Genomic DNA, 20,449 nt, shown 5'->3' with positions numbered 1-20,449 from the left:
AGACACTTTCGTGGCAAAAAAGACTGAGCCGTTCAATTCGCGATGCCATCGCTTCGCGTCGGATCGGAGCGCAGCGTATCGATTTCGTAGATCGTGCGCATCACCGTCAGTCGCGCTGTGAGCGTCGTCAGCAATGCAATGACGATCATCGTCGCAAAGATGCCGAGGTAACCAAGGGCTCCGACCGAGAAGGTGCCGAAGAGAGCCGTCGCTTGATCGGTCTGCGGCGTCGCAATCGTTCGGCTCTGCAGGAAGCCCGCCGCCAAGAAAAAGAGAGCCGCCAAAGCGCTGCCGATTGCCGATCCCTTGAGACTGATCTTCAGGAAATGCTTCTGGAACTCAGTCGCGACGAAGGAGCTTTCGGCGCCCACGAAATGCAAGACCTCGACGATATGGCGGTTGCCGGAAAGCGCGCCACGTGTCGCAAAGACGACCGTCAGCACCATGGCGATGAAGACGAGCAGCAACACGCCGGTGCCGAGCATGACAGTCGTATGCGCCATTGAAACGAGGCGATCGACCCATGTGCGGTGATCGTCCAGCGAGGCCTGAGGGATGCTCTCCTTCAGCAGTGAGCGCATCGCGTCAAAATCGGGCGGGTTCGTCTCGTCGATGGTAATAATCACCAGGCGGGGGACGGGGAGCTCCTTGATGTCAAGGCCGCTGCCGAGCCATGGCTCCAGCAGACGGGCCGTTGCCGCGTCATCTAAGATCTGGCCGCTTTTGGTGCCGACAAAGGTCATGGCGATATCGCGTGCCTGCGTCAGCGCCTTTTCCATATCGAGGCCGTCGTCCGGCTTGATCTGGATGGTGATCTCGCGGGAGATCTGGCTCTCCCAGCTGGCCGCTGTCGAACGCACCATGCTGACGCCGCCAAGCGTCAGGCAGGCGAGGAAGGCCATGATGGCGATGACGACGGTCAGTGCGTTGCCCTGGATATTCGAGGGCGGAAGGATCGGCGCCGTTGGCCGCACGCGCATTTCCGCCCGCTTCTGCTGTGCTTGGGCGGGGCTTTGCGCGCGGTTTTTTGATGCGGGCTCAATCATAGACGTCAAGATGCCCTTCCGAAAGGATCATGCGGCGGGCTTCCACCTGGTCCATCAATGTCAGATCGTGAGTTGCGATCACGACAGCTGTACCAAGGCGGTTGAGTTCGAGAAAGAGGTTCAGCAGGCGGCGTGCCATCGGCGGGTCGACGTTGCCAGTCGGCTCGTCGGCAAGCAGAACCTCGGGCCGGTCGATCAGCGCCCGGGCGATTGCCGCGCGCTGTTTCTCGCCGCCTGAAAGCACCGGCGGAAGCACATTGATGCGCTCGCCCAGCCCCACCCATTTCAGCAGTTCGAGCACGTCTGTCTTGTAAGAGCTCTCGTCCTTGCCGCGTACGCGAAGCGGCAGCGCGACATTCTCATAGGTCGTGAGATGATCGAGCAGGCGGAAATCCTGAAAGACAATCCCCACGCGGCGGCGAAGCAGAGGCAGCTCAGGCCGCGGAATGTCGGAAATGTCGCGTCCGAACATGCGGATCAGACCTCGTGTCGGCTGCAGCGACAAAAAAAGCAGGCGCAGAAGCGTCGTCTTCCCGGCGCCAGACGGACCTGTCAGGAACTGAAAGGACTTTTTCGGAATATCGAAGGTGAGGTCCCGGAGAATCTCCGGGCCCATGCCATAGCGCAAACCGACATTCTCGAAATGGATCAACGGGCAGCCCAGTCTTTCATGGTTTCACGCCATCGACTTGTTAACCAACACCGTTAACAATCAGTGAATTTCGTCGGAAAGATGCCTGTTTGAAGGCAAGCTTAGCAATACATTAACCATTAAAATTTACGACTGGGCAGGATTCGTTTCAATGCCGGATTTTCGCCGTGCACTGAAACCATGTGGAGATGGGAGAGACCGTCAACATGGAAGCATCCACCTTCAGGCGCCGCGCACCGGGCAACGCCTACGATTTCCTGCCGCCGGAGCCTGCCGCGCGTCAGCCCCGCTATCCTGGCCGCCCGGCTGATGTCGCCGATGCCGAATTCGTCGTTATCGGCAAGCCCAGCCCGGGCTTCAATGCCAAGAGTTTCAATGACAATCGTAAGCGGGCTGCTGCCAAGTTCCCTGCCGCGCCCACGGCTTTGTCGAAGGCGAATATCTTCTTCGCGATCGCAGAAGAATGGCTGCAGCAGGCGTCGCAAAAGAGCTTCATAGCCCTGGTCTTCATGCTTTTCGTTCTCGTTTTCGGCCTGACGGGCGGTTTTTCCGGCCTGGCGGGGAGCGATACGGTCGCCTCGACCTCGCCGTTGCACTTCACCCACGTCACGATCGCGCCGCGCGAGGCAAATGGTATGCGCATCCTGGTTATCAACGGCATCATCGAAAACGGCAGTGGCACGACACAGACCGTGCGGCCGATCCGTGCCGATCTGATGAGGGGCGAGCGACGGGTGGCGAGCATGGTCATCGCCCCGCCCGCAGACGTCATCTATGGTGGAGAGAGCCGCGGTTTTTCGGCACGCGTGCAGCACTCTGGCGGAAAAATGCCGGAAGTCCGGCTTTCGTTCATGCCCTAGAGCGCATCTTTTCGAGATGAAGGTGGCCCGCCCTCGCGAAAAGCAAAATTCAGGCTCTATGGATTGGCCGAAGCCGAGCCCCACGCTTGGTGAGGGCGAACCACAAAAAAGAATAGCGTCGATTTCATCGGCTTGAATACGTCGACGCTAAAGATTTCAGGATGCGGTCTTTACACGACATCTCTTCGGAGTTGGGGCGACAGTTTCCAAGTGGGCAGCCAAGGCCCAAAGTGAGGGCATCTAGACGACGGCTGGCATGCACTTATGTGCCTTGTTCAACAGCTTCACGTCATGTGCTTCGTCATCGAGGCCGGAACGAAAAGTGCCATGACCAAAGAGCCTGCAATCGAACATAAGAGGGTGTTTCTGGCCTCCTTATGTGCTAACGGCTTACCCTTCGTTTCATGGAGCTAGCCGTAATGCCTGTCGTGCGCGGAAAAACTATCGAGCCGCTTTTCACTGCCGAGCAGATTGCCGAGCGCAATCACGAGATGGCAAAGCAAATCGCTGCGGGTCCGACAAAGGACCTGCTCGTCATTGCCGTGTTGAAGGGGTCGTTCATTTTCGCCGCAGACCTCATCCGCGCTCTGCACGACAGCGGGCTTGCGCCCGAAGTCGAATTCATCACGCTTTCCAGCTACGGCACCGGAACTGAATCTAAGGGCGTGCGCATCGTCAAGGATATCGACAGCGACGTGAAAGACCGCGACGTGTTGCTGATAGACGACATCCTCGAATCCGGCCGCACGTTGCTTTTTGCCAAGGAACTTCTCTATGAACGGGGCGCGCGCAACGTCAGCATCGCCGTGCTGCTCGACAAGAGCGTCAAGCGCAAAGAAAAGCTCGAGGCAGACTATGTGGGTTTCGAATGCCCGGACTACTTCGTCGTCGGCTACGGCATGGATGTCGCCTATGCGTTCCGCGAGCTGCCCTACGTCGGCGTGGTTACCGGCGACGCCTGACCTCACCGATGATAAGAGGGTTGTTAACCATCCCTACCATCGCTGTCCTCCGTTTACCGATCGCAAAGGAACGCCGTGCAATTTCCGTTCCGGGGCATGAAGACGGAGCAATGCAGATCATGGCAAAAATTCTGATCACGGAAGACGAAGATTCGCTTCGCACTTTCGTCGCCCGCGCCTTGCGCCTTGACGGTCATGAGACCGACGAAGCAGCCGATGGCGCCGAGGGGCTGGAGAAGCTCAAGGTCGGGATCTACGATCTGCTGCTTTCGGATATCCGCATGCCGGTCATGGACGGCATCGAGCTTGCGCATCAGGCGAAATCGGCCTTTCCGGCGCTCAAGATCCTGCTGATGACGGGCTATGCCGAACAGCGCGAACGGGCCGACGACCTTGCAGAAAAGATCGTGGATGTCGTCGAAAAGCCGTTTGCACTTCCAGACATCCGAAAGGCAGTTGCCCGGGCGTTGGCTGCCTGAGACGGGCTGAGGAGCTTCCCGCTTTCCATTCCCCTTCTCTTCACAGGAATTCAGTCATGGTGCGAACGCTCGCGTTCAGCATCGTTTGAAAGAGAAACGCCTGCACCCAAGGACTTGGCTGGCGCATCCAAGACCAGCTAATGGATATCCAGCAGCCGTTCCAGATAGCGCCGCTCCATTTCCTGCGGCGGGTTGTTGCCGAGCTTTTCACGGATTGCATCCAGGATTTCACGGGCGCGCTGCACGTCGATTTCGTCGGGTACCTTCACTTGGTCGCCGAAATCCGGGCCTTCTGCGCGACGCGGACGACCGAGCGGATCGCGACCGTTCTGGTTGCCCTGGCCCACCTGACCTTGTGGCCCTTGGCCTTGCTGGCCCTGTTGCGCCTGCATCATCTGGTTCATCATGTCCCGGGCGCCCTGGCGCAATGCTTCCAGCGCGCGCCCTTGGCCCTGGAGAGCCGGTTCGCCGCGGCCCTGGCCGAGTTCGCGCCCGGCACCTTCCATTTCGCGCTGTGCCTGACCAAAGCCCGGGCCGGGCTTCATACCCATCTCACCAAGGCCTTTCTGGAGTTCGCCGAGCTGCTTGCCAAGCGCATCCTGCTGGGCTCGGAGCTGTTTCAACGCGTTGCGCAGTTCTTCCTCGGTCATCTGCTCGGAAGGTGACTGCCCCTGCTCGCCGTTCTGCCCCTGCTGCTGGTCCTGCGGCTGGCCATCTTGGCCTGGCATCATCTGGTCAAGCAGCGGATCGTTCATATCCATGTTCGGATCGCCGCGCTGCATACGGTCCTTCAACTGTTGGTCCAGCTTGAAGGTCTGCTCCATCAGCTTCTGCTGGTCGCGCAATATCTGGCCAAGCTTGTCCATCTGCTGGCGCATCTGACTGTTGTCGCCCTGCTGCTGCTGGCCCTGTTGCGGCCTGCCGGCCTGCAGGTTGTTCATCATGCGCTGCAATTCGGAAAGCATCTGCTGAGCGGCATCTCGGTTGCCTGAACGGGCGAGATTCTCAATCTGGTCCATCATGCGCTCCAGATCCTGCTGGCGAATGATGTTCTGCGCGTTCTGGTTCGGCTGCATCGGCGCATTCTGCATGCGCTGAGCCAGTTCCCTCATATATTCGTTCATCGCCTTGCGGAGCTCGTCCATGAGCTTCTTGATCTCCGGGTCCGGCGCATTGCGCTGAAGCGCGTCGGCGAGATTCTGCTGGGCGTTGCGCAGGTTGCGTTCCGCAAGCGAAAGGTCGCCGTCCTCCATGCCGATCGCGATATCCCAGAGATAGTCGGCCGTATCCTTCAACTGCTCGTCGCCCTTGGCGAGCTTCATGCGCGTCTGCGCCGATTGCAGCAGCAGATAATTGGTGAGCTTGGGAATCGTTTCTTCAGGACGGATCGTCAACGCCTCGTTGAGAGCGATCGCTTCCGGCATCTTGCGGGTATCGAGGGCGAAAACCTGGCGTTCTTCCGCAACGGCTGCGGCCAGCGGCTCATTGAACGGCCGCGACGGCAGCGTCATTTCATGCGGCGGGCTCCGGCCCGTCTGGCCGGCGGCATCCTTGGCGACCAGCGTAACGCGTACGCGCTTTCCGGCCAGCGGATGTTCGGTCAGGTTCTTGCTGGTCACGGCCTTGGCATCACGTGCGTTGCGGCGCGGAATGTCCAGCCGGAAATCGGGCAGTGGATAAAGCGGCGTTGCCTGCGGATCGGAAGCCATCGGCAGGATTTCTGCACGTGCCTCCTGCACGCCGTAATCATCCTTCACCGTGAAGCCGATTTCCAGCGCCCCGTTTACGCTGGGTTTGGGCAATCCGTCGAAAGCAATCTCGGGCGCCTTGTCGGGAATGACGTTGAAGTTCCACGTGCGGCCATTGACGAGCAGCGCACCGTTTTCCTCAAGCTTCATCAAATGTGTCTGTGCGGCAAGTGCCGGGGTGGCAGGAGTCTGTGGCTTCGCCTGGGGTGCAGCATCGGGCTCTTGATTGGCCTTTGCCTCGGAGGCGATTTCCTGTACCTCGCCGCTCTCCTTCCGGAATACCACCTTTTGGTCCGTCTGCCCGCCGCTGACGCGAACTGTCAGGTTCGAGAACTGCGGAACGTTGATCGCCTGCTCCGTGCCGGTTGCCGTCAGATAGACCGGAGCGCGGCTGGTATAGGAGGGCGGGGTGACCCATGCGTCGATACGCACAGCCGGATTGGTCGCTGCCGGCGCGACGGGCGGCTGCAGCGCGTCGGTAAGTGAGCCGCCGTTGGTCGAAAGCGAGTAACCGAAGGCCGTGACGACAAGCAGGGCCGGGATGGCACGCAGAGCGAAACGGTCGTGGGTTGCGATGTCCGGGCGGGGAAAGCCAGTGTCGAGGGCTGCTATCTTCTTCGCCATCCGCATCTGATGTTCGCGCCAAAGCGCCCTTGCAAAGGGCGTGTCGAAGGCCGGTTCGTCTTCCTGCACAGTCACCGGCTGATGCGGTAGGCCGTTGCGCTCCTCGAGCAGGCGGTCGGCTTCGGCGGTATCGGGCCAGCGAAGTTTGCGAAATGGGATGAGTGCGCCGAGGAAGGCGATGCCGAAGGCAATCAGCAGCCCGACGCGCATGAAGTCAGGAACGGAGCGGAAGAGGCCGAACCAGGACGCTGTCAAATAAAAGGCAATGACGGAAAGAACCGGAACGAGCGGTGGCAGGACCTGCTCGGAAACAAGGACCAGGCGCGCAAAAAATCGCTTTACCGCTACAAGCCTCGCCAGCGAGGGCCGAAGGGCAAATGCACCACGTCTGTGCCTGTGGGGGCTATTCGTCAATCCGGTCTCCGCCATTTGATCTGGAGTGACAGAGCGCGCTTCCGGCGCTTTCTGGGCAACATGCTCGCATGACGAAAGGATAACACTCTTTGTGGCGAAGGCGAGGGCAGGCGGCCGGCGAAGCCGTTTTTTCACCTCTATTCGCCAAAAAGTGATGAGGTCGTCACTCGATCCAGGCGGGTACGGAGTCGAGGCCGATCAGTTCTTCATAGGTGCGGCGGGGCCGAACCACATGGAAATCGGCACCCTTCACCAGAACTTCTGGCACCAGCAGGCGGCTGTTGTAGGTGCCTGCCTGCACCGCGCCATAGGCGCCGCCGGAACTGACTGCAAACAGATCGCCCGGCTTCGGCATCGCCATCTCGCGATCGAGCGCCAGATAGTCCCCGGTCTCGCATACCGGGCCTACGATATCGGCTTTGATGCGCGGCGCATTTGCCGCCGAGATCACGACTGGCCGGATTTCGTGCCAGGCGTCGTAAAGCGTCGGGCGGATGAGATCGTTCATTGCCGCATCGACAATGACGAAGGTCTTTTCTCCACCGTCCTTTACATAGATGACTTCGGTAACGAGGATGCCGGCGTTACCGACGATCAGGCGGCCCGGTTCAGTCACGATCTTGCAGTTCAGCCCGCGGAGTTGGTTCTTGACGATCGCCGCATAGGCGTCCGGCAGCGGCGGCGGAAAGTTGTCTTCCTTATAAGGAATGCCAAGGCCGCCGCCGATATCGACATGATGGATGTCGTGGCCATCGGCACGTAGCGTGTCGACCAGTTCGCGCAACAGCTTGAAAGCATCGTCGAAGGGCTGCAGCTCGGTGATCTGGCTGCCGATATGCATGTCGATGCCGGTGACTTCGATACCAGGCAGCTTGGCGGCTTGCGCATAGACGGCGCGAGCGCGTTCCCAAGAAATGCCGAACTTGTTTTCCTTCTTGCCGGTCGAGATCTTCGAATGCGTCTTTGCATCGACGTCAGGATTGATGCGGAAGGAGACCGGCGCCTTCTTGCCGGCCCGGATCGCGCGCTGATTGAGAATCTCGAGTTCCGGTTCGGATTCGACGTTGAAGCAGTAGATGCCGGCCTGAAGCGCGAGATCCATCTCCCCGGGCGTCTTGCCCACGCCGGAGAACATGATGCGGCTTGCCGGAATGCCTGCGGCAAGCGCGCGGCGCAATTCACCTTCGGACACGACGTCGATGCCGGCGCCGAGATTGCCGAGAGTCTTCAACACAGCCTGGTTCGAATTCGCCTTCATCGCGTAGCAGACCATGGAGTCGATATCGCTGAAGGCTTCTGAAAAGACCCGGTAGTGGCGCTCAAGCGTTGCGGTCGAATAGCAATAGAACGGCGTGCCGACGGCCTTGGCGATCTCCGGAACGGGGACGTTCTCGGCGTAAAGGATGCCGTCGCGATATTCGAAGTGGTTCACGGGAGGCGCCTATCAGAGCAAAGGATCGAGAAGGAATGGTCTGTCGACGGTGCCTGGCTGTTTCGTCGACTTCGATACATCGCCTTCCTTCGTTGCCATCGCGCTCGGCGGGTCGAGATCGCCTTTGCGCCCGCATCCGGCAACGGCAAGGCCGATGACGGCAAGGACGACCGTCAGGCGGATGGGGTGCGGCAAGCTGGTCTGCATGGGATTCCTCTTGGAGCGGCGCTGATGGACATCTTCATAGCGAAGTTTATCCGCCTTGTGCACCCTGATTGTTTTCTCAGTTGCGAGCCCGCCAGAAGGCGATCTGCTTCCTCACTTCGCAGGGTGCAGTGCCGCCGAAGCTCCTGCGGCTTGCAACCGACGCCTCGACAGTCAAGACCTCGTAGACCTTGTTCGTGATTGCCGGATTGATCGCCTGGAGATCGGCAAGCGGCAGCCCCGCGAGGTCGCAGCCCCTGCTTTCGGCAAGCGCCACGGCACGGCCGGTCACATGATGTGCGTCGCGGAACGCAAGTCCTGCCTCACGCACCAGCCAGTCGGCGAGGTCGGTGGCCGTCGAATAGCCGGAACCGGCTGCAGCTTTCATGCGCTCCGTATTGACCGTCATGTCGCGGACCATGCCGGCCATGGCGGCAATTGCAAGTTCCAGGCTCTCGGCTGCGTCGAACACCTGTTCTTTGTCTTCTTGCATGTCCTTGGAATAGGCCAGCGGCAGGCCCTTCATGATCGTCAGCAGCGCAATCAGCGAGCCGTTGATGCGGCCGGTCTTGGCACGCACCAGTTCGGCGGCGTCGGGGTTCTTCTTCTGTGGCATGATCGAGGAGCCGGTCGAAAATGCATCGGAAAGCCGCACGAAACCAAACTGCGGCGTCGACCAGATGACGATCTCTTCGGCCAAGCGTGACAGATGCATGCCGCAGATCGCGGCGATCGACAGGAATTCGATGGCGAAGTCGCGGTCGGAGACTGTATCGATCGAGTTGCGCGTCGGCTCACGAAAGCCAAGCGCCTTTGCCGTCATATGGCGGTCGATCGGATAGCCGGTCCCGGCCAGCGCTGCAGCGCCAATGGGGCTTTCGTCCAGATGCTCGATGGCGTGGCGTACGCGTGAACGGTCGCGGCCGAACATTTCGACATAGGCCATGCAATGGTGGCCGAAGGTGACGGGCTGAGCAGTCTGCAGGTGCGTAAAGCCCGGCATGACGGTTTCGGCATGTTCTTCAGCCCGCTCGAGGAAGGCGGCGATGAGGTCCGTCAGCATCGCTTCAGTCTTCTGCAGCTCTTCCTTCACCCAAAGGCGGAAATCCAGCGCTACCTGGTCGTTTCGTGAACGGGCGGTGTGCAGGCGGCCGGCCGCCTGGCCGATCAGCGCGGCAAGGCGGGCTTCGATATTCATGTGAATATCTTCGAGCTGGCGGGAGAAATTGAAGTTGCCGCTTTCGATTTCTGACATGATCGTGCCTAGTCCGTGAACGATCTTGTCCTTATCGTCCACGGAAATGATGCCCTGATGGGCAAGCATCGTCGCATGGGCGATCGATCCACGGATATCCTGGGCAAAGAGCTTCTTGTCGAAACCGATCGAGGCATTTATCTCCTCCATGATCGCGTCGGGACCGGATGCGAAACGTCCGCCCCACATCTGGTTGGAGGATTTGGTGTCCTTTGTGCCGTCGCCCATGAAAAGATGCCTGCCTTAAGGGTGCATGCCCCTGGAGAATGAAATGACGACAAGAAAGCTGTTCGGGCTGCCATCCTTGAAACTGATCGCGGTAGCCGCCGTCGCAGGCGTAATTGTCGGTGCGGCAGCGGTTTACATTAAGGAGGCCGGGTATGGCAATGCCGGCGGCGAAAAGGCCTCTGCCGAATGCACCGCGGCCAAGGATCTCGTCGAGACGATTACGCCCCTCGCCAAAGGCGCGGTGGCGGCGATGGTCGCTGTGGACGCGCCGCGAAAGCTCACATCCGTCGTCTTTGACGGTCCGGACGGCAAACCGGTGACGCTCGAGAATTTCGCCGGAAAGACCGTGCTTCTCAACCTCTGGGCAACATGGTGCGTGCCCTGCCGCGAGGAAATGCCGGCGCTGAACGCGCTGGAGAAGGAGATGGGCAGTGACAAATTCCAGGTCGTCGCAGTCAATATCGACACCGGAGACGACGAGAAACCAAGGGCGTTCCTAAGCGAAATCGGCGTCGATTCCCTGCAGTTCTATCGCGACAACACGATCGGCGTCTTCAACAGCCTGAAGAAAGAGGGGCTCGCTTTCGGCCTGCCGGTGACGTTGCTCATCGACGACAAGGGGTGCCTGGTTTCGGCGATGAACGGGCCTGCCGCATGGGATAGCAGCGAAGCGAAGGCCCTGATCAAGGGTGCTACCGGGTCCTAACGCTATCGCGTCGGGACAGGCGTGTCGCCGCGATAATCGTAGAAGCCGCGGCCGGACTTGCGGCCGAGCCAGCCGGCTTCGACATACTTTACCAGCAGCGGGCAGGGCCGGTACTTGGAATCGGCTAGGCCGTCGTGCAGCACCTGCATGATCGAGAGGCAGGTGTCGAGGCCGATGAAATCGGCAAGCTGAAGCGGGCCCATCGGGTGATTGGCGCCGAGCTTCATCGCCGTGTCGATGGCATCGACAGTGCCCACGCCTTCGTAGAGCGTGTAGATCGCCTCGTTGATCATCGGCAGCAGGATGCGGTTGACGATGAAGGCCGGGAAGTCCTCAGCCACCGTGACGGTCTTTTCCAGCGAGGCTACGAATTCCTTTGCGGTCGAAAACGTGATTTCGTCCGTTGCGATGCCGCGCACCAATTCCACCAGTTTCATAACCGGGACGGGGTTCATGAAATGAATGCCCATGAAGTGCTCGGGCCGGTCCGTTGCCGAAGCCAGCCGGGTAATGGAGAGCGAGGACGTATTCGTCGCAAGCAGGGCGCCCGGCTTCAGCACAGGACAGACCTGTGCGTAGATCTTGCGTTTTACAGCTTCCTCCTCTGTCGCCGCCTCGATGACGAGGTCGGAGGGAGCAAGGTCATTGAGGTTGGCGGAGCCGGAGATGCGGGAAAGGGTTGCTTTGCGCTCCTCATCCGTCATCTTGCCGCTCGTTACCTGCCGGGCAAGGTTGCCATTGATGGTCGCGAGGCCGGATTCGATGCGCTCCTGCGTCAGGTCGTAGAGCTGGACCTTATAGCCCGCAGCTGCTGAAACATGGGCGATGCCGCAGCCCATCTGGCCCGCGCCGACAATACCGATCGTTTTCAACACCGCACTCATCTCCAAACCCCCGTGGCAGCCGCCCGCTCCGCCGTATTTTTCTTCTAATGAAACTGCCGGGCAAAATGATCGCCCGGCAGCAGTAGTAGCCCCATAAGAGATAATTTTCCAGTCATTCGCAAGTGCGAAAAGCTGGCATTCTGCCCGTTTAGAGAGCTTTCTGCAGTTCCGGCAGGGCCTCGAAGAGATCGGCGACGAGTCCGTAGTCTGCGACCTGGAAGATCGGGGCCTCCTCGTCCTTGTTGATGGCGACGATGACCTTCGAATCCTTCATGCCGGCAAGGTGCTGGATGGCACCGGAAATGCCGCAGGCGATGTAGAGCTCGGGGGCGACGACCTTGCCGGTCTGGCCGACCTGCCAGTCGTTCGGCGCATAGCCGGCATCGACGGCCGCACGGCTTGCACCGACGGCGGCTCCCAGCTTGTCGGCGAGTGGCAAAATGACTTGCCTGAAATTCTCGGCCGACCCCAACGCACGGCCGCCGGAGATGATGATCTTCGCCGAGGTCAGCTCCGGGCGGTCGGAGGAGGACAGCGCGTCCTTGACGAAGCTCGAAAGCCCCGGGTCGGATACGGCCGGAATCGCCTCGACTGGGGCGGAGCCGCCTTCGCCGGCGGCGGCGAAGGAGGCGGTGCGCACCGTGATCACCTTCTTGGCGTCGGTTGCCTGCACCGTCTGGATGGCGTTGCCGGCATAGATCGGACGCTTGTAGGTATCGGGCGCCACGACCTCGATGATTTCCGAGACCTGCGCCACATCGAGGAGGGCGGCAACGCGCGGCGCGACGTTCTTGCCGGTCGAGGTCGCAGCCGCAATGATCGTGTCGTAGCTGGCGGCGAGCGAAACGATCAGGTCGGCCAGCGGCTCGGCCAGATTGTTGGCAAGCGTGTCGCTTTCGGCCAGCAGCACCTTGGAGACGCCGGAAAGCTTGGCTGCGGCATCGGCGGCAGCCCTGGCGCCCTTGCCGGCAACCAGCACGGTGACATCGCCGCCGATCTGGCTGGCAGCGGTCAGCGCCTTGGCGGTCTGGTCGGAAAGGCTTGCATTGTCGTGATCAGCCAGAAGCAGAATGGCCATGGTGGAATTTCCTTTCTCGAACCTTAGAGGACGCCGGCTTCGACTTTAAGCTTCTCGACGAGCTCGGCGACCGACTTGACCTTGACGCCTGCCTTGCGGCCACTCGGCTCTTCGGTCTTCAGCACCTTGAGCCGCGGGGCGGTGGAAACGCCGAAGTCGGAAGGGCTCTTCTTGTCGAGCGGCTTCTTCTTTGCCTTCATGATGTTCGGCAGCGAAGCATAGCGCGGCTCGTTCAAGCGCAGGTCGGTGGTGACGACGGCCGGCAGCTTGATGTCGATCGTCTGCAGGCCGCCATCGACTTCGCGGGTGACGGTCGCCTTGCCGTCGGCAATCTCGATCTTCGAGGCGAAGGTTGCCTGGGCAGAGCCCAAGAGGGCAGCGAGCATCTGGCCGGTCTGGTTCGAATCGTCGTCGATCGCCTGCTTGCCGACGATGATCAGGCCCGGCTGTTCGGCGTCTGCCACGCCCTTGAGTATCTTGGCAACGGCAAGCGGCTCGACCTGATCGTCGGTCTCGACCAGGATCGCCCGGTCAGCACCCATGGCGAGCGCCGTCCTCAGCGTTTCCTCGGCCTTGGCCGGACCGATCGAGACGACGACCACTTCCTCAGCCTTGCCGGCTTCCTTCAGCCGCAGCGCCTCTTCCACCGAGATCTCGTCGAACGGGTTCATCGACATCTTGACGTTGGCAAGCTCGACGCCCGTGCCATCCGGCTTGACGCGGATCTTCACATTGTAATCAACCACCCGCTTCACGGGGACCAGAATTTTCATGGGGTCCTTCCTTCAACTCTTTCGCCAAGAAAATGCGCGCTTCGGCGCCGCTCCGATTGTCGAATGGCGACATGGATACGCGTTTTTCCTCCAAATACAACGCTTGCCGGTCGCAGACAGACAAATTGCGTCTGCAAATATATGACGTTTACGTTCACGTCAACATCGTGATGCGGCCCAATTTTTTCAGTGTCCCGGCGTTCCGTCGTCGGCGGCGACCACCACCCGCCTCACAGCCGGCGTGCTTGAGACGGCGCGTGGCGTGACGATCTCGCGGTCGAACAGCGGCACACCCTTGCGGCGCATGAAAATGACTAGAACGGCGCCGGCGACGATGCCACCGGCATGCGCGCCCCAGGAAACATTGCCGTCCGGATCGACAAGCAGCATGAAGAACTGCTGGCCGATCCAAAGCAGCAGCGGCACGAAGGCAGGAAGCGGCAACGGAACGCGGAAGAAGACCAGCACCCAGATCTTCACGCGCGGGTGAAGGATGACATAGGCGGCAACCACCCCTGATATCGCACCAGAGGCGCCGATCAGCGGCGCCTGCGATTCCGACACCAGCAGGCCATGGCAAAACGCCCCGAAGGCGGCGCAAACGAGATAAAAGATCAAGAAGCGGAGATGCCCCATGGCATCCTCGACATTATCGCCGAAGACCCAGAGGAAAACCATATTGGAAACGAGATGCCAGAAGCCGGCATGCACAAAGGCATGGGTGATATAGGTCAGCGGTTCCGGAACGATCGCAAGGCCGGGCGCCAGTGTTGCATAGTCGAAGGCGACCGCCGGTATGTAGCCCAGGCCGATCGCTGTCGCCTGAGCCGTCTGTTGCGGCGCGAAGAAGCCGGTGAAAAGCCACACGGCGATATTCATGCCGATCAAGCCCAGCGTCACCCACTGGACCTTGATGTGCTTCAGCGTATTGGCGTCGTGCAGCGGTATGAACATTAAGCCCCCGGCTATCGTGACCGAGGAGAGCCTATCTGTTTTTTCCTGGAACCCAAAGCACATCGGCATTGCCGCGGTCGTTGGCGTGGCGTGCGGCAACGAAGAGGAAGTCCGAAAGCCGGTTGACGTATTTCAAGGAAGCTGGGCTGACGATCTCACCCTCCGTGCGGGCAAGTTCGACCATCAGCCTTTCTGCGCGGCGCGCGATCGTGCGAGCTAAATGAAGATAGGCGGCGGCCGAATGACCGCCGGGCAGAACGAAGGATTTCAATGGTTGCAGATCGGCGTTCAGTTCATCGATCTCGCTCTCGATCCGCGCCACCTGGGTGTCGATGATGCGCAACGGCTCGTGCGCCGGCGGCTTGCCGTCGTCGGGTGTCGCAAGATCCGCGCCGAGGTCGAAGAGGTCGTTCTGGATCAACGTCAACATTTTTTCGAGAACCGGCATGCCCTGCATATGCAGTCGTGCGACGCCGATTGCGGAATTGACCTCGTCGATCGTGCCATAGGCTTCCACGCGCAGGTCGTATTTGAGACGGCGCGGTCCGCAAACGAGCGCAGTCGTGCCGTCGTCGCCGGTCTTCGTGTAGATCTTGTTGAGTGTTACCATGCCTATCCCTCGCTTCGCGGCGTTAACTAGGGCGGCCGCCACCGGTCAGCCAGAGTGTCAGCATGATCAGGATTACAGCGACGGCCTGCAGCAGGACGCGCAGCTGCATCAGCTTGTTGGAAGTGTTCGCGTCGCCGCCCTTCATCATGTTGAAGAGGCCGCGGACCAGCACGAGCGCGACGAGGCCCATGATGATGATCGCGAGAATATAAGTGGCCGTGGACATGGCAGCAGGCTTCCTTGATTAATCGGTCCAGCGCATCAGGCGATAAAAAAGGTCCGCCGGAATTAGCCTCTTCAGGAACATGCCCTGTTTTGCCGGTGTCGTTACAGGATAATGTGGCTTCGGACTGTTCGAGTTCAATGCGTGTTTCAACGCAGCATAGACGGCGTCGGGTTCTAGCTTATGTCGATTCTTCGGGCCAGTCCCGTCAAGGCGCGCGAGCTGTCGGCGGTAATCTGCCGCATGCACCGAATTGCGCAGGTCGATATGCTCCTTGAACTTCGCGAGCGCGTTGGCGGTAAAGCGCGAGGCAATCGGACCAGGTTCGATCAGGCATACGTGGATGCCGCTGCCTTGAAGTTCCATGCGCAGCGTAATGCTCAGCCCTTCGAGCGCAAACTTCGAAGCGGTGTATGCGCCGCGAAAACGATAGGGCACGACGCCGAGAATAGACGAGCATTGTACGATGCGGCCAGAGCCGCGCCTTCGCATCAGCGGCAGTATTTGCCGTGTCAATTCATGCCAGCCGAAGAAATTCGTTTCAAATTGCGCACGCAGCACGTCGGTCGTTAAATCCTCGACCGCGCCGGGCTGTCCGTAGGCGCCGTTGTTGAAGACCGCATCGATGCGTCCGCCGCTTGCCACAGTTACATCGCGAACGAAATCAGCGATCGTATCCGAGCGCGTATAATCCATCACGAAGGCTTCGATCCCCTCCTCCTGGAGCGGTCCGAGGTCGGCGTGTTTTCTGACCGCTGCAAAGACGCGCCAGCCATCGGTCTTCAGGGCTCGCGCGCAATAGGCACCGATGCCGGATGAGCATCCGGTCACGATGATGGTGCGCTGCTCCGCCATGGAATGATTCCTGTACAAATTGGGACTCATTTCCCATATTCGAAGCGACGATACAATGACGAAGCCCGGGGGTGGAATGCCGAAGATTGTGCGTACGCTCTATGATGTGGCATACGACGCGATCTGCCACATGATCGAGGATGACGGTTTCGCGATGGCGAGCCATGTCGCATTATCGATCCTGCTGGCGGTTTTCCCTTTCTTGATCTTCGGCACGACGCTCGCAAACTTCCTCGGCGCCGATCAGTTCTCCTCCACGGCCGTGCATCTCATTTTCGATACCTGGCCGGAAGCGATCGCCAAACCCGTGGCCGACCAGGTGCTGCAGGTGTTGACGATTCCGCGCGGCGGACTGTTGACGGTCTCGGTGCTGGCAGCCGCCTACTTCGCCTCGAACGGTGTCGAGGCGCTGCGCATATCTCTCAACCGTGCCTATCGCGTACCGGAGACGAGACCCTGGTATCTCACGCGCCTGGCCAGCCTCGGATACGTTTTGATCGCGGTGATCATCTTTGCCGCCATCAGCATCCTGCTCGTCGCCGTGCCCTTCGCTCTCGACTACGCGCGGCAATGGTTTCCGCTTTTTGCCGATACGCTCGAAATCGTCTTCAGCTGGCGAATCTACGGAACGCTCTTCGTGCTGACGGTCGGTCTGCTCGTCGTTCATCTCTGGCTGCCTGCCGGCCGCAGGCGGGTTTACGACGTTATCCCCGGGGTCTTGCTGACACTGCTTCTCTGGCTCGCCGGCGCGCTGATATTCGCCTTTTATCTCGCCACCTTCGCGAATTACACAGCAACTTACGCGGGCCTGGCATCGGTGATGGTCGTACTGATCTTCCTCTATATGGTCGGCGTGATCTTCATCATCGGCGCGGAAATCAATGCGGCACTGATGAAATTTCGGGTGCGCGCCATCTTCGCCCGTAATTTTCTGAGCGGGCAGGGCAGCAAGCTTTCAAAGACCGACAAGATTCCGGATATCGGCCGACGATAGCCCCTTGTTGCGCAAATCCGCAAGCCCGGTATCGCCATCGCTTTTCGAGAGCTTGCGTCCCTTTGCATCCGTCACCAGGCGATGATGGTGGTAGACCGGCTGAGGCAGGTCGAGCAGCACCTGCAGCAGCCGGTGGATCGATGTTGCATGAAAGAGGTCGAGCCCGCGCACAATATGAGTGACGGCCTGCAGCCCATCATCGACAACCACCGAAAGGTGATAGCTTGAAGGGGCATCCGAGCGCGAAAGAACGAAGTCCCCCCACACCGACGGATCGGCGGCAATCAACCCGGTCTCGCCGTCGCCGGTCTCCCTCCAGTATAGGACACGACCGACAGCCTGCAGTGCCCGCCCCATGTCCAGGCGCCAAGCGTGTTTCAGGCCTGAGTCGAGCATCTTGCGCCGCTCGCCTTCACTCCGGTCGCGATCGTCGGAGGGATAGTGCGGCGAACCGTCCGGGTCGCGTGGCCAGGCATTGCCGCCGGCTTCGGAAGCGGTCACCCTGGCCCTCACCTGACCGCGTGTCAGAAACGAAGGATAGACTAATCCGCGCTCGATCAGACCATGCAATGCTGTCTGATATTGTGCGAAATGATCGGATTGTCGTCGCACGGGCTTCTCCCAGTCGATTCCCAGCCATTCGAGATCGGCATAGATGCCTCGTTCGAATTCGGGTGTACAACGTGCCTGGTCGATGTCTTCGATGCGCAGCAGTAGCCGTCCGTCCATTGCGGCGGCCATATCCTGGTTAAGGAAGGCCGAAAGCGCATGGCCGAGATGCAGCGGGCCGTTGGGACTGGGCGCAAAACGGAAAATGGTCTTTTGACGCTGAAACGTGGTCATGCTTTCTTCTGCCACGAATTCGAAACCATCGCGAGGCAACGTGCAGATCATTCGAAGCGAAGCGGATATCCACGAGGGACTGAAGCAGTTGTTTCGCCTCGACCCGCGGCTTGCCGATATTGCCAAGGAGGCTGGTCCGATCCCGCTGCGCCTTCAAGAGCCGGGGTTTGCCGGTCTTGCCCACATCATCGTTTCGCAGATGGTTTCGCGCGCAAGCGCCGATGCCATCTGGCGGCGCATGGCGCTCGCTGGAGGAGTGCTGACGGCCGAGAGCTATGTCGCCCTGCCGGCGGATGCGTGGCGAAGTTTCGGCCTGTCGCGTGCCAAGGCGACGACACTGTCGGGCATCGCCGAAGCCGTCGTATCCGGGCGCCTCGATCTCGCACTTCTTTCCTCGATGCCGCCGGCGGAGGCGCTTGCCGAGTTGACGGCATTGAAGGGTGTTGGTCCGTGGACGGCGGAAGTCTATCTGATGTTTTGCGGCGGGCACGCCGATGTCTTCCCGTCAGGAGACGTCGCATTGCAGAACGCCGTCGCTGCAGCCTTTGACCTCGCACAGCGTCCGCACGCGAAAGTGCTCGCCTCGCTTGCCATGGTCTGGTCTCCCTGGAGATCGGTCGCAGCAAGGCTTTTCTGGGCTTATTATGCCAAGAAGCTAGGGCGCGGACTCCTTCCGGTCAGCTGAGGGACAACGGCTCATCGAATTGCCGTTATTGACTGAATTTATTGGGCTTCACAAGGCTGTCACAACCGGCCTAATATAAGGATGCAGATGCCGAATCGCTCAGGAGAGTACCTTGACGATTGCAGTCTCCCCCCAGGCCCTGCCGGCGCTCGTCCTGAACGCTGACTACCGGCCTTTGAGTTATTATCCCTTGTCGCTCTGGTCCTGGCAGGACGCGATCAAGGCGGTCTTCCTTGACCGCGTGAATATCATCGCGGAATACGAACATTCGGTTTCCTCGCCGAGCTTCTCGATGCGGCTTCCAAGCGTCGTCTGCCTAAAGACCTACGTTCAGCCTTCCAGAAACCCGGCCTTTACCCGGTTCAATGTCTTTCTGCGCGACAAGTTCGAATGTCAGTATTGCGGCGAGCATGACGATCTGACCTTCGACCATGTCATTCCGCGCGCCCATGGCGGCGAGACGACCTGGCAAAATGTGGTGGCCGCCTGCTCTCCCTGCAATCTCAAAAAGGGCAGCAAGCTGCCGAAGCAGGCAGGCATGTTCCCCTCGCAGAAGCCGTATCAGCCCACCGTGCAGGACCTGCACAACAACGGCCGGCTCTTTCCGCCGAACTATCTGCACGACAGCTGGCTCGACTATCTCTACTGGGATACCGAACTGCAGCCTTGATCGCCGCTGTTGCTTATGCCGATTTGCGGACGCCGACGAACGCGAAGGCCGCAAGGATCAGGCTCGCGATCACGTTCCAGCCCGCAAAGGAAAGACCAAGAACGCGCAGCGCCGCATCCGTGCAGGACGGGCCGGTCACAGTGTTGAGTTCCGAAAGCAGGTCGCCGGCATTCTGCGTCATGCTGCCCGCACTGGTCGAGCAGGTCGCTGGCCCTGCCCAGAAATGCCATTCGACGCCTGCGTGATAGACACCCATGCCGGCACCGACCACCATCAGGATACCCGCCGCCAGAAGCAGGGCACGAGCGACCCAGTTCGGCAGACCGAAGAACGATGCGAGCGCACCGAGGATCGCGATCGGAATGCCGTAGTAATAGGGCTGGCGCTGCAGCAGGCAGAGGGCACAGGGAATATAGCCGCCGATATACTGGAAGCCGAGTGCAGTTCCGACGACGACCGCCATGCCCAGCGCCAGAAGCAGCGAGTAGAGAACGACCGGCCGGGAAAGAGGCGAGGCAATGGCAGTCATGGCGGAACTCCGCAAGGTTGGCTCAGTGGGCAAGGTAGCGGTAGACAATATAAAGCACGATGGCGACCACTGCACCGATGCTGACGATATGCCCCAAGCGCTTTTCAATGAAATGGCGAATGGGCTCGCCGTAGCGGCGAAGCAGCCAGGCCAGGAATAGGAAGCGCGCACCGCGGGCGACGATCGCCGAGAAGACGAACAGCCATATATTGACCTGAATCACCCCCGACAGGATCGTCACGATCTTGATAGGCGGCAGGTGCGCTAGTCCCGACGTCACCAGCAAAAGCAGGATCGTCTCGTAAGTGACGTAAGATTTCATCTGCTCGAAGGCATCGAGCTTTCCGTAGAATTCCAGTACCGGACGCGCCACGGTCTCGTAGGCATAAAAGCCGAGCGCCCAGCCGGCGATGCCGCCGAGAACCGAGGCGACCGTGGCGACGATCGCATATCGATATGAACGCTCGGGCTTGGCGAGTGCCATGGGAAGAAAAAGGACATCGGCCGGGACGAGAAAGACGGAGCTTTCGACGAAGGCGATAACGGCGAGCCAGACTTCGGCCGATCTGCGGGCGGCGAGAGACATGGTCCAGTCGTAAAGTCTGCGGAGCATTCCATTCCTTTCGTGCTGCGGTGCAAAAGCTTTAGGGGGGCAGTCTGGCGCTGTAAATGCCTAGTGTGGCAATGATGCCAGCGTGCCACGAAAATTTTTGTGATGCAGGGAGCGGCCGTGCTCCCCGA

At 60.0% G+C, this 20,449-nt stretch carries 23 protein-coding genes; 7 read left to right on the top strand and 16 right to left on the bottom strand.

What is annotated here, in order from left to right; all coding sequences use genetic code 11:
- Positions 1-32 precede the first annotated feature (32 nt).
- On the bottom strand, positions 33-1,046 hold the full coding sequence (locus AM571_RS18770) for a cell division protein FtsX (protein WP_074062691.1): 1,014 nt from the start codon (positions 1,044-1,046) through the stop codon (positions 33-35).
- Positions 1,039-1,698, bottom strand: coding sequence for a cell division ATP-binding protein FtsE (gene ftsE, locus AM571_RS18765; RefSeq protein ID WP_074062690.1), 660 nt, complete (start codon positions 1,696-1,698; stop codon positions 1,039-1,041). The genes AM571_RS18770 and ftsE overlap by 8 nt, the downstream gene beginning before the upstream one ends.
- Positions 1,699-1,904: 206 nt before the next feature.
- On the opposite strand from ftsE, the gene AM571_RS18760 reads away from it, so the two are divergent.
- The 3 genes from AM571_RS18760 (at position 1,905) to AM571_RS18750 (ending at position 3,999) form a co-directional block, all read left to right on the top strand.
- Positions 1,905-2,558, top strand: a complete 654-nt coding sequence (locus tag AM571_RS18760) for a hypothetical protein (RefSeq protein ID WP_074063357.1) — start codon at positions 1,905-1,907, stop codon at positions 2,556-2,558.
- Between the two features lie 419 nt (positions 2,559-2,977).
- Positions 2,978-3,520, top strand: coding sequence for a hypoxanthine phosphoribosyltransferase (gene hpt / locus AM571_RS18755; RefSeq protein WP_074062689.1), 543 nt, complete (start codon positions 2,978-2,980; stop codon positions 3,518-3,520).
- A 119-nt stretch (positions 3,521-3,639) separates the two neighbouring features.
- A complete protein-coding gene (locus tag AM571_RS18750) occupies positions 3,640-3,999 on the top strand; it encodes a response regulator (protein WP_074063356.1) in 360 nt (119 codons plus the stop codon).
- A 137-nt stretch (positions 4,000-4,136) separates the two neighbouring features.
- Here AM571_RS18750 and AM571_RS18745 read toward each other — a convergent pair whose 3' ends face one another.
- From AM571_RS18745 to argH, 4 genes are all read right to left on the bottom strand, one after another.
- Entirely contained in the window at positions 4,137-6,800 is a 2,664-nt protein-coding gene (locus AM571_RS18745) for a TIGR02302 family protein (protein WP_074062688.1), read from the bottom strand.
- Positions 6,801-6,948: 148 nt separating this feature from the next.
- Positions 6,949-8,217, bottom strand: coding sequence for a diaminopimelate decarboxylase (gene lysA, locus AM571_RS18740; protein ID WP_074062687.1), 1,269 nt, complete (start codon positions 8,215-8,217; stop codon positions 6,949-6,951).
- Between the two features lie 12 nt (positions 8,218-8,229).
- Complete coding sequence (gene lptM, locus AM571_RS18735) at positions 8,230-8,424, bottom strand: LPS translocon maturation chaperone LptM (protein WP_074063355.1); 195 nt, start codon at positions 8,422-8,424, stop codon at positions 8,230-8,232.
- Positions 8,425-8,500: 76 nt separating this feature from the next.
- Positions 8,501-9,904 (bottom strand): argininosuccinate lyase, encoded by a 1,404-nt coding sequence (argH, locus tag AM571_RS18730; protein ID WP_074062686.1) that lies wholly within the window; start codon positions 9,902-9,904, stop codon positions 8,501-8,503.
- A 43-nt stretch (positions 9,905-9,947) separates the two neighbouring features.
- On the opposite strand from argH, the gene tlpA reads away from it, so the two are divergent.
- Positions 9,948-10,610 carry a thiol:disulfide interchange protein TlpA gene (tlpA, locus tag AM571_RS18725; protein ID WP_074062685.1) on the top strand — a complete coding sequence of 221 codons (663 nt, stop codon included), beginning with the start codon at positions 9,948-9,950 and terminating at the stop codon, positions 10,608-10,610.
- 2 nt (positions 10,611-10,612) lie between these two features.
- On the opposite strand, the gene AM571_RS18720 is transcribed toward tlpA, so the two are convergent.
- From AM571_RS18720 to AM571_RS18685, 7 genes are all read right to left on the bottom strand, one after another.
- Complete coding sequence (locus tag AM571_RS18720) at positions 10,613-11,494, bottom strand: 3-hydroxybutyryl-CoA dehydrogenase (RefSeq protein WP_022718092.1); 882 nt, start codon at positions 11,492-11,494, stop codon at positions 10,613-10,615.
- A gap of 148 nt (positions 11,495-11,642) precedes the next feature.
- A complete protein-coding gene (locus AM571_RS18715) occupies positions 11,643-12,572 on the bottom strand; it encodes an electron transfer flavoprotein subunit alpha/FixB family protein (RefSeq protein ID WP_074062684.1) in 930 nt (309 codons plus the stop codon).
- Between the two features lie 23 nt (positions 12,573-12,595).
- The gene (locus AM571_RS18710; RefSeq protein ID WP_074062683.1) at positions 12,596-13,345 is read right to left on the bottom strand and encodes an electron transfer flavoprotein subunit beta/FixA family protein; all 750 of its coding nucleotides are present in this window, start codon (positions 13,343-13,345) and stop codon (positions 12,596-12,598) included.
- Positions 13,346-13,531: 186 nt separating this feature from the next.
- Positions 13,532-14,299, bottom strand: a complete 768-nt coding sequence (locus tag AM571_RS18700) for a rhomboid family intramembrane serine protease (RefSeq protein WP_074062681.1) — start codon at positions 14,297-14,299, stop codon at positions 13,532-13,534.
- 31 nt (positions 14,300-14,330) lie between these two features.
- Positions 14,331-14,909 (bottom strand): cob(I)yrinic acid a,c-diamide adenosyltransferase, encoded by a 579-nt coding sequence (locus AM571_RS18695; protein WP_074062680.1) that lies wholly within the window; start codon positions 14,907-14,909, stop codon positions 14,331-14,333.
- A 22-nt stretch (positions 14,910-14,931) separates the two neighbouring features.
- Positions 14,932-15,135 (bottom strand): twin transmembrane helix small protein, encoded by a 204-nt coding sequence (locus AM571_RS18690; RefSeq protein ID WP_074062679.1) that lies wholly within the window; start codon positions 15,133-15,135, stop codon positions 14,932-14,934.
- Positions 15,136-15,153: 18 nt separating this feature from the next.
- Entirely contained in the window at positions 15,154-15,987 is an 834-nt protein-coding gene (locus AM571_RS18685; RefSeq protein WP_074062678.1) for an SDR family oxidoreductase, read from the bottom strand.
- 76 nt (positions 15,988-16,063) lie between these two features.
- Here AM571_RS18685 and AM571_RS18680 point away from each other — a divergent pair, with 76 nt between their 5' ends.
- Positions 16,064-16,981, top strand: coding sequence for a YihY/virulence factor BrkB family protein (locus AM571_RS18680; protein WP_074062677.1), 918 nt, complete (start codon positions 16,064-16,066; stop codon positions 16,979-16,981).
- Here the strand turns inward: AM571_RS18680 and gluQRS are convergent.
- Entirely contained in the window at positions 16,943-17,824 is an 882-nt protein-coding gene (gene gluQRS / locus AM571_RS18675) for a tRNA glutamyl-Q(34) synthetase GluQRS (protein WP_074062676.1), read from the bottom strand. The genes AM571_RS18680 and gluQRS overlap by 39 nt on opposite strands.
- Here gluQRS and AM571_RS18670 point away from each other — a divergent pair.
- Positions 17,823-18,509: a DNA-3-methyladenine glycosylase family protein gene (locus AM571_RS18670; RefSeq protein ID WP_074062675.1), complete on the top strand. Its 687-nt coding sequence runs from the start codon at positions 17,823-17,825 to the stop codon at positions 18,507-18,509. The genes gluQRS and AM571_RS18670 overlap by 2 nt on opposite strands.
- A gap of 112 nt (positions 18,510-18,621) precedes the next feature.
- A complete protein-coding gene (locus AM571_RS18665) occupies positions 18,622-19,179 on the top strand; it encodes an HNH endonuclease (protein ID WP_074062674.1) in 558 nt (185 codons plus the stop codon).
- A gap of 13 nt (positions 19,180-19,192) precedes the next feature.
- Here AM571_RS18665 and AM571_RS18660 read toward each other — a convergent pair whose 3' ends face one another.
- Both AM571_RS18660 and AM571_RS18655 read right to left on the bottom strand, forming a co-directional pair.
- Positions 19,193-19,708, bottom strand: a complete 516-nt coding sequence (locus tag AM571_RS18660; RefSeq protein WP_074062673.1) for a disulfide bond formation protein B — start codon at positions 19,706-19,708, stop codon at positions 19,193-19,195.
- A gap of 22 nt (positions 19,709-19,730) precedes the next feature.
- Entirely contained in the window at positions 19,731-20,321 is a 591-nt protein-coding gene (locus AM571_RS18655) for a YqaA family protein (protein ID WP_074062672.1), read from the bottom strand.
- Positions 20,322-20,449 lie beyond the last annotated feature (128 nt).

The organism is Rhizobium etli 8C-3 (assembly GCF_001908375.1).
In the GTDB taxonomy this organism is placed as follows: Bacteria; Pseudomonadota; Alphaproteobacteria; order Rhizobiales; family Rhizobiaceae; genus Rhizobium; species Rhizobium etli_B.
Note: the sequence above shows the minus strand (reverse complement) of the source record. Positions and strands in the feature narration are given on the sequence as shown.